Source organism: Corynebacterium sp. S5S1, from assembly GCF_001913985.1.
GTDB classification, from domain to species: domain Bacteria; phylum Actinomycetota; class Actinomycetes; order Mycobacteriales; family Mycobacteriaceae; genus Corynebacterium; species Corynebacterium marquesiae.
The window spans coordinates 36,610-45,315 of record NZ_MKXT01000016.1 but is presented as its reverse complement, the minus strand read 5'-3'; the positions used below and the strand labels follow the sequence as shown (position 1 = coordinate 45,315).

Sequence of the window (8,706 nt, the reverse complement as noted above, 5' to 3'; positions counted from 1 at the left end):
AACGACTCAAGGGTCTAACCCCGATGCAATATCGAAATCAGACCCTTGAAGCCCTAACCGCCTAGAATTAAACCAGTCCAACTTTCGGGGGCCAGTTCAGAACGTGCTGGGGCGGTTTTGCTGTTGCTGGCTAGGGGACGGGCACTCATGGGGATAACGGATGCACGCTAGGGGCGAGCTGCCTGTATTCCGGTCAGAAACCGGGGTAAGAATAGACCAGTTGTTTTCTAGAAGGGATTCCCTGTGCACTTAAGCGACCTCATGGACGCCACCACCCTGCTCCAGAACTTTGGCGGCTGGGCGCTCGGCGGCATTGCGCTGATTATCTTTATTGAATCCGGCGTGCTCTTCCCGTTCCTCCCCGGCGATTCCATGCTGGTCACCGCGGCAATCTTGCGCGATCAGCTGGGCTTGAACGTTCCGATTCTGGTGGGCGTGGCCATCGTCGCGGCGTTCTTGGGCGACCAGGTAGGTTTCTGGCTCGGCCACCGCTTTGGCCGCAAGTTGTTTAAGCCCGACGCCAAGATCCTCATAACCGAGCACCTCGAACAAGCCGAGGCTTTCTTCCTGAAGTACGGGCCGTTGGCTCTGGTACTGGGGCGCTTCATCCCGATCGTGCGTACCTACATTCCCGTGGCCGCTGGTACCGCGGAGATGCCGTACAAGAAGTTCGTGGGATGGAACGTCACGGGTGCAGTGCTGTGGATTGTCAGCATGGTCGGCATTGGCGTGCTGCTGGGGGATATCCCGGGCATTGCGGATCGCATCGACATGATCGCCATCGTCATCGTGCTGGTGTCTGTGACTCCGGTGGTGATTTCCGCGATGATCAACTGGCGGAAGTCCAAGAAGACTCCCGCCCAGGAGCTGATGGAGGACTAAGCCCTGATCGTCACTTGGGGACGATCAGCGGACCGCCGGTGACAGGATCCTCGATGACTAGCGCGTTGAGGGCAAACGCCTCGAGCAGTAGCTCTGGGGTAATGACCTCGCTGGGACGCCCGGTGGCGAGGACCTGTCCATCCTTCATCACCACGAGATTATCGCTGTAGCGTACAGCCAAGTTGAGATCGTGCAGCACCATCACCACAGTCCGATCCAGCTCTCGGCGTAGACGCTGCACCAGCTCCAAAATCTCTACCGACGTGGCCAGATCCAGGTAGGTGGTGGGCTCGTCCAGGAACAGGATGTCCGTGTTCTGCGCAAGAACCATGGAGATCCACACACGCTGCCGCTGCCCTCCGGACAGAGAATCCAGGGTGCGCTCCGCCAGCCCCATCGAGCCAGTCATTTCCAGCGCCTTGTGCACCTCGGCTTCGTCCGTGGACGACCACTGACGGATCCACGATTGGTGTGGGTGCCGACCGCGCGAGACGAGATCAGCCACGTTGAGTCCCTCCGGGGCGGTAGGGGTTTGTGGCAGCACGCTGATGGTCCGTGCGAGGTCCTTGCGCCTGATGGATGAGATATCGGCGCCGTCTAACAGCACTTCGCCCTCATTCGCCGGAAGGAGACGAGACATGGCTCGCAACAACGTGGATTTGCCGCAGCCATTGGGGCCGATGATTGTGGTGATCTGCCCGCGAGGAAAGTCCACGTCCAAGCCTTCGATGACCGTCCGGTCGCCGTAGCCCACGGCGAGGCCGCGTGCGCTCATGCTGTGCTTCTGAGTCATGTGTCCTTCTTTGTTCGCGGCACTGCTAACTTCCAGGGTGGGATCTTTTCTCATGCCGTGGTTGACCTATTCCGTTGGACCAGCAAATAAATAAGGAACGCACCGCCGATTGCCGAGGTGAGAATGCCCACCGGCAGCTCTACGGGCAGAAGAGTTTGGGTGCTGATATCTGCCAGCAGGAGTAGCGCAGCGCCGGTCAGCGCAGAGGCCAGAAGCGGTGGTGCAGAGCAGTTGCACAAGCGCAGCGCCACCTGTGGGGCCACGAAGGCGACGAACCCGATGGGGCCAGCGGCCGAGACCGCCACTGCTGCCAAAGCCACGGCAGCGGCGAGCAGAAGCACCTGCACACCCTGGACGTTTTGTCCCAAAGCCCGTGCAGTATCCGAGCCCAGCAAGGTGGCTAAAAGTTGGTGACCAATCCAGGCCAGCAGCGGTGTAAACACCAACACAACAATGGCGATGGGCCACATCTTGGACCAGTCCGCAGTGCTCAGGGAGCCAGTAAGCCAGAACTGCGCGGCCGCGGCATCGCGCAACTCCGTGCGGATCATCAGGAAGTTGATATACGAGGTCAACAGAGCAGAGATGATGATGCCGAACAGCACTAGCCGGAAGGAATCAGTCGATCTCCTCCACGCCAGAGCCCACATCACCGTTGCGGTGACAGCCGCACCAAGCACCGCGGCCAAGGGAATGCCGATGCTGCTGAGCCAGCCGAGGAAACCACCAGCGCCACCCCCCAGAGTGATGACGGTGACCGCGGCCGCGGACGCGCCCGTAGTGAAGCCCAAGATATCCGGGCTGGCCAGCGCATTGCGAGTCACGGACTGAGTGAGGGCTCCGGATAATCCCAGCGCACAGCCCACCAGAATGGCCGTCAGCGCACGAGGCATGCGCCAATCCAAAACCACCAGACGCTCAATGCGGGTGCCCTGGCCGGTGAACAGCACCTCCAGCACACGAGCCGGGGACACAGGATAGTCACCCAGGCCGATGGAGACCGCCGCTAGCAAGACGATCGCCACGAGCAGCAATAGAGACACCGTCAACGCGCGAGGGCGCCAGACCACAGAAAATGAGCCCACGCGGAATGGCGGGCGCCCAGGGATAGTGGAAGAGGTAGGGCGGGCAAGGAGGGAACTCATTAAATGGCCACCACCCGGCGTCGATAAATAAGGGCGATGAAGAACGGCGCGCCCACGAACGCGAGGATGATGCCTACTTGCAACTCGCCCGGACGAGCGATCAGACGGCCCACCACGTCTGCGAACAGCATCATCACCGCACCCGTCAGGGCAGAGTAAGGGAGGATCCAGCGGTAATCAGGGCCCGTGATGGCGCGCACGAGGTGCGGGACCACCAGGCCGATGAAGGTGATGGGGCCGGCGGCAGCTGTCGCGGCACCGGCCAGCAGTGCGATCAGAGCCATGCCAATCAGGCGGGCGCGCTGGGTGTTGATGCCCAGTCCGGAGGCGATGTCATCGCCCAGATTCAGGAGGTTTAGCTGCGGTGCCGTGATGAACGCCAGCAGGAGGCCCACCAGGATAAACGGCAGCACGCCGTAGAACACGGTGAGATCCCGGCCCGCGATGGAGCCGACGGTCCAGAAGCGCATGCGATCCAGATTGGCATCGTCAGTGAGGATAAAACCGCTGATGATGGCGCTGAGGACCGCGGACAAAGCCGCGCCGCCGAGGACCAGCGTCATTGGATTGGCCTGTCCTCCTCCTATGGACGCCAAACTAAACACCAACGCAGTAGCAGCGATGGCCCCACCGAACGCCCACATGCTGGTAGCCCACACGGACGTCACACCCAGCAAGGAGAAGCTGGCAACCACGGCCAGGGACGCACCGTAGTTGATGCCGAGAATGCCCGTGTCCGCGAGAGGGTTGCGCGTGTGCCCTTGGATCAATGCACCGGAGGCGCCAAGGGCAGCACCGGCGACTAGGCCCAACAGGGTGCGGGGAATGCGGAGCTCGACGATCACGCGCTGATCCACATTCAGCCCCTCCGCGTGGCCGAACGCCGTGCCGAGATCGCGGAACACGGCGGACACTTCTCCAAAAGGGATCTGCCGTGATCCAAACACGATGCTGGCAACGATGCTGGCGAGCAATAGGAGGAAAAGGACGCCGAGGCCGACGAGGCGACGCGGGATTTTACCTGATGGAGCGCTGGCAGAAGCGTCCGCAGTAGCGTCCGCGCGAGACCCCAGGTGTGATTGAGAAGGGGATTGCGCATGCGGGGTAGAGATAGCCATGCATCCCTCCTTGACGCGTGAAAGTCCATGATCTTAACGGGAGCAAGCTTATATGAACAAGGTAAGCCTAATCAAAGTACTACAAGGAGGGATTGTGGAGCTGTGCAGGTGAGTGTGTGAGCCAGCAGGTGCGGCTAGTGAGGTCGGTCGGCCCTGAATGGCGCCGACCCTACACCTCAGCTCTATGCTTCTGAGCAGGGATTTGGACATGTTTTAGCTGGTTGCTAGGCTAGTCAGGTCTTGCCGTAGGTAGGTACCCCCATGTTCTTTTTTTCGACGCTAACGCGTCAAAATCCCGGGAATGCCACATGACCTGCGGAAAGAGTCTCCCGCTACAAGGGAGAAAAACTGTACATCCACTTTGTTACAGGCCCCTCGCCCGAAGCGGCCGCACGGATAAAGGCAGCGAGCACCCCTAACTACTGAGTTAGGCGGAGCGTGAGTAGCCAGCGATCGTGCGGTACACGCGATTCATCAAGGGTGAGCACGGGAACCGTAACGAAAAAGGCAACAGGTCACTTCACATGACCATGACTGATCCGATTGCGGACATGTTGTCACGAGTGCGCAACGCAAACAATGCGTTCCACGACACCGTGTCTATGCCATCCTCCAAGATCAAGGCCAACATCGCCGAAATCTTGAAGCAGGAAGGCTACATCGCCGACTACTCCGTTAACGACGAGACCGTCGGCAAGACCCTGGAGCTTAACCTGAAGTACGGCCCATCTCGCGAGCGTTCCATCGCTGGCGTGCGTCGTGTTTCCAAGCCGGGTCTGCGCGTTTACGCAAAGTCCACTAATCTGCCAAAGGTTCTCGGTGGCCTGGGCGTGGCTATTATCTCCACGTCCCAGGGTCTGCTGACTGACCGTGAGGCCAACAACAAGGGCGTGGGCGGAGAAGTCCTCGCCTACGTCTGGTAAGAGGAGGTTTAACCATGTCTCGTATTGGCAAGGCACCGGTGACCGTCCCCTCTGGCGTCACCGTCACCATCAACGGCCACAATGAGCCCGCCCTTGCCCTTCTTCTTCGGGGCGGGTGCCATGGGTTGGGCCATCGGTTGCGGCTGCGGTTGTTGCGGTGGGGCGAACTGCTGCTGAGGGCGCGGCTCTGGCTCCTGCACGCGCGGAATCTGCGCGGTATCGAATTCGCGCTGCGGGCGCAGTTGAGCCACCACATCCTTGGCGCTCTCCGCCGTGCCAGTAGGCTTGTATTCTGGGCATTTGCGGGCAACGAGCTCTTCAAACGCCGCCACTGCATCGCCGTGCTCTTCGCCGGACGGACCGGCCGCAGCCAGCACCGAAACCTGGCGTTGCTTATCGACGCCCACCCGGGCCTCCCTTAGCCCATGCACCGCAAAATCAGCCCGATTACGCGACACTAAGAAGTCCACCGCACCCGCCAGCGGACCAAAGACGTCGGCAGCCTCCTCGCGGCTGAGCTTACTGGGCAGCTCAGAAAGCTGGGTTCCGGAAGCCCCTTCGCGCACGATGAATTCCTGCCCGTCCGCGGTGGTGCCCGTGCCCACCAGCGGCGCGATGGCTGGGTGGCGCAACCCATGCAGTGCCGTGGACTTGTCCACTACGCCGGTAATTTCTGGCGCGAAGATTTCCACGCTTAGCTGCTGGTGCGTGGTTCCATCTTCGACCGCAAAGAGGATAGACGATGGAGCCTCATCCAACACGGCCAATTCGTGCAGGTTGTGCTGGGTGGCAAAGAACTCAGGAAGCTGGGGCACGGTCGCGACGTCCTTTAATAGTGGGGAGGAGCAGGGAACGATAAAACGATTCTAGATTACATGCCCATGCCCCTGTTCGCTACCGGCGTACACCCGTGTGAGCTGCGCATATGGTGGATTCTGGCGGTATTGCGGGCATCTGGGAACAAAACCGGAAATTATCGGCGGACTGCCGCGTTAGAGTGGGTATCACATTAGAAGCGAAAGTATAGGGGAATCATGTTCGAGAGGTTTACCGATCGTGCTCGCCGCGTCATCGTTTTGGCGCAGGAAGAAGCACGCATGCTTAACCACAATTACATCGGCACCGAGCACATCCTGCTCGGCCTTATCCATGAGGGTGAAGGCGTAGCCGCCAAGGCGCTGGAATCCATGGGTATCTCCCTGGAGGATGTCCGCCGCGAGGTCGAGGAAATCATCGGCCAGGGCAGCCAGCCACACACCGGTCACATCCCCTTTACCCCACGCGCCAAGAAGGTCTTGGAGCTTTCCCTGCGCGAAGGCTTGCAGATGGGACACAAGTACATCGGTACTGAGTTCTTGCTATTGGGTCTCATTCGCGAGGGCGACGGCGTTGCCGCCCAGGTGCTGACCAAGCTCGGCGCCGACCTGCCGCGCGTGCGCCAGCAGGTTATCCAGCTGCTGTCCGGTTATGAGGGCGGCCAGCAGGAGGGTGGTTCCTCCAACGGCCAGGGCTCCGGTCCGGTCGGCGCGGGTGCTGGTGCCGGCTCGGGCGGCCGTGGTGGCTCCGGCGGTTCCGGCGAGCGTTCCAATTCCCTGGTGCTCGACCAGTTCGGCCGCAACCTCACCCAGGCCGCTAAGGACGGCAAGCTCGATCCGGTCGTTGGCCGTGAGTCCGAGGTAGAGCGCATCATGCAGGTGCTGTCTCGCCGCACGAAGAATAACCCGGTCCTCATCGGTGAGCCGGGCGTTGGTAAGACCGCCGTCGTCGAGGGCTTGGCGCTCGGCATCGTCAATGGCAAGGTTCCGGAGACCCTTAAGGACAAGCAGCTTTACTCGCTCGACTTGGGCTCCCTGGTTGCTGGCTCCCGTTACCGCGGTGACTTTGAAGAACGCCTGAAGAAGGTGCTCAAGGAGATTAACCAGCGCGGCGACATCATCTTGTTCATCGATGAGATCCACACCCTGGTTGGTGCTGGTGCTGCCGAAGGCGCCATCGATGCCGCCTCGCTGCTCAAACCGAAGCTGGCTCGTGGCGAGCTGCAGACCATCGGTGCTACTACCTTGGATGAGTACCGCAAGCACATCGAGAAGGATGCCGCCCTGGAGCGCCGCTTCCAGCCAGTCAAGGTGGACGAGCCTTCCCTGGATGACACCTTCCTGATCCTGAAGGGCCTGCGCGATAAGTACGAGGCGCACCACCGCGTTTCCTATACGGACGAAGCGCTGCACGCTGCAGCTTCCCTCTCGGATCGCTATATCAATGACCGTTTCTTGCCAGATAAGGCCGTTGATCTCCTCGATGAGGCTGGCGCTCGTATGCGCATCAAGCGCATGACCGCGCCGAAGGGCCTGCGTGAGGTCGATGACCGCATCGCTGAGGTCCGCAAGGAAAAGGAAGCGGCCATCGATGCCCAGGACTTTGAGAAGGCAGCCGGCCTGCGCGATAAGGAGCGCAAGCTGGGCGAGGAGCGCGCGGAAAAGGAAAAGCAATGGCGCTCCGGCGACCTTGAGGAAATCGCGGAGGTAGGCGAGGATCAGATCGCCGAGGTTCTGGCGCACTGGACCGGCATCCCTGTACTAAAGCTGACGGAGAAGGAATCCAACCGTCTGCTCAACATGGAAGAGGAGCTACACAAGCGCATCATTGGCCAAGACGAGGCGGTCAAGTCCGTCTCCCGCGCCATCCGCCGCACCCGTGCAGGCCTCAAGGATCCGCGCCGTCCATCCGGCTCCTTCATCTTCGCCGGCCCGTCCGGTGTGGGTAAGACCGAGCTGTCGAAGTCCCTGGCTAACTTCCTCTTCGGTTCGGATGATGACCTCATCCAGATCGACATGGGTGAGTTCCACGATCGCTTCACCGCTTCCCGCCTCTTCGGTGCCCCTCCGGGATACGTTGGCTACGAAGAGGGTGGCCAGCTGACCGAGAAGGTTCGCCGCAAGCCGTTCTCTGTCGTGCTTTTCGATGAGATCGAGAAGGCCCACAAGGAGATTTACAACACCCTCCTGCAGGTGCTGGAAGATGGCCGCCTTACTGACGGCCAGGGGCGTGTCGTCGACTTCAAGAACACCGTACTTATCTTCACCTCGAACCTGGGCACGCAGGACATCTCGAAACCGGTGGGCTTGGGCTTTACCGGCTCCTCCGAGAATGATGCGGATGCTCAGTACGATCGGATGAAGCAGAAGGTCAACGACGAGCTGAAGAAGCACTTCCGCCCAGAGTTCTTGAACCGTATCGATGACATCGTCGTCTTCCACCAGCTCACCCAGGAGCAGATTGTGGAGATGGTCGAGCTACTCATCGGCCGCGTGGCCAAGCAGCTGGATGAGCGCGATATGGGCATTGAGCTCACGCCGAAGGCCAAGGACCTGCTGGCTAAGCGCGGCTTCGACCCAGTATTGGGTGCTCGTCCGCTGCGCCGCACCATTCAGCGCGAGATTGAGGATCAGCTCTCCGAGAAGATCCTCTTCGGCGAAATCGGCGCCGGTGAGATCATCACCGTCGACGTCGAGGGCTGGGACGGCGAGTCCAAGGACAACACGGGCGCGAAGTTCACCTTCAGCCCACGTCCGAAGCCTCTGCCGGAGGACACTGAGGAGCCACAGCTTGACGACGCCGAGGTGCGCGACAACGACGCCGACTCCACCGATGCCGGCGAGCCCGACACCATCACCCCGGACGTTCCGGGCGATGGCGGCTCCACCGCCGCCGGAACCGACCTAGAGTCCGGCTCCGGTTCCGACTCCGATGACGACGGCCACAACCCGCCGCCAGCAGGCGCCGGCCAGCCGATGTAAACAGGAACACGAGTTAAGACCACCCAGCATCTCGCTTTCTGCGAGGCT

Annotated in this window: 7 protein-coding genes and 1 pseudogene; 5 read left to right on the top strand and 3 right to left on the bottom strand. The window is 60.8% G+C overall.

Annotated elements, in window-relative coordinates; all coding sequences use genetic code 11:
* Together BKN05_RS12630 and BKN05_RS07135 are read left to right on the top strand one after the other, a co-directional pair.
* On the top strand, window positions 1–65 hold a 65-nt coding region (locus tag BKN05_RS12630; protein ID WP_353734806.1), incomplete at its 5' end, for an IS3 family transposase.
* Between the two features lie 178 nt (window positions 66–243).
* Window positions 244–882, top strand: coding sequence for a DedA family protein (locus BKN05_RS07135; RefSeq protein WP_005325329.1), 639 nt, complete (start codon window positions 244–246; stop codon window positions 880–882).
* Window positions 883–892: 10 nt separating this feature from the next.
* Here the strand turns inward: BKN05_RS07135 and BKN05_RS07130 are convergent, their stop codons facing one another.
* The 3 genes from BKN05_RS07130 to BKN05_RS07120 are packed head-to-tail and all read right to left on the bottom strand — an operon-like array spanning window position 893 to window position 3,938.
* The gene (locus BKN05_RS07130; RefSeq protein WP_019176090.1) at window positions 893–1,675 is read right to left on the bottom strand and encodes an ABC transporter ATP-binding protein; all 783 of its coding nucleotides are present in this window, start codon (window positions 1,673–1,675) and stop codon (window positions 893–895) included.
* A 50-nt stretch (window positions 1,676–1,725) separates the two neighbouring features.
* Window positions 1,726–2,820 carry a FecCD family ABC transporter permease gene (locus tag BKN05_RS07125; protein WP_005325330.1) on the bottom strand — a complete coding sequence of 365 codons (1,095 nt, stop codon included), beginning with the start codon at window positions 2,818–2,820 and terminating at the stop codon, window positions 1,726–1,728.
* On the bottom strand, window positions 2,820–3,938 hold the full coding sequence (locus tag BKN05_RS07120) for a FecCD family ABC transporter permease (protein ID WP_005325331.1): 1,119 nt from the start codon (window positions 3,936–3,938) through the stop codon (window positions 2,820–2,822). The genes BKN05_RS07125 and BKN05_RS07120 overlap by 1 nt, the downstream gene beginning before the upstream one ends.
* Before the next feature lie 524 nt (window positions 3,939–4,462).
* Between BKN05_RS07120 and rpsH the strand changes: the two genes are divergently transcribed.
* From rpsH to BKN05_RS07105, 3 genes and pseudogenes are all read left to right on the top strand, one after another.
* Complete coding sequence (gene rpsH / locus BKN05_RS07115; RefSeq protein ID WP_034986964.1) at window positions 4,463–4,861, top strand: 30S ribosomal protein S8; 399 nt, start codon at window positions 4,463–4,465, stop codon at window positions 4,859–4,861.
* Between the two features lie 14 nt (window positions 4,862–4,875).
* Window positions 4,876–4,944, top strand: a pseudogene (gene rplF / locus BKN05_RS07110) (50S ribosomal protein L6); the annotation flags it as partial.
* 951 nt (window positions 4,945–5,895) lie between these two features.
* Complete coding sequence (locus BKN05_RS07105; protein WP_286688285.1) at window positions 5,896–8,658, top strand: ATP-dependent Clp protease ATP-binding subunit; 2,763 nt, start codon at window positions 5,896–5,898, stop codon at window positions 8,656–8,658.
* Window positions 8,659–8,706: the final 48 nt, after the last annotated feature.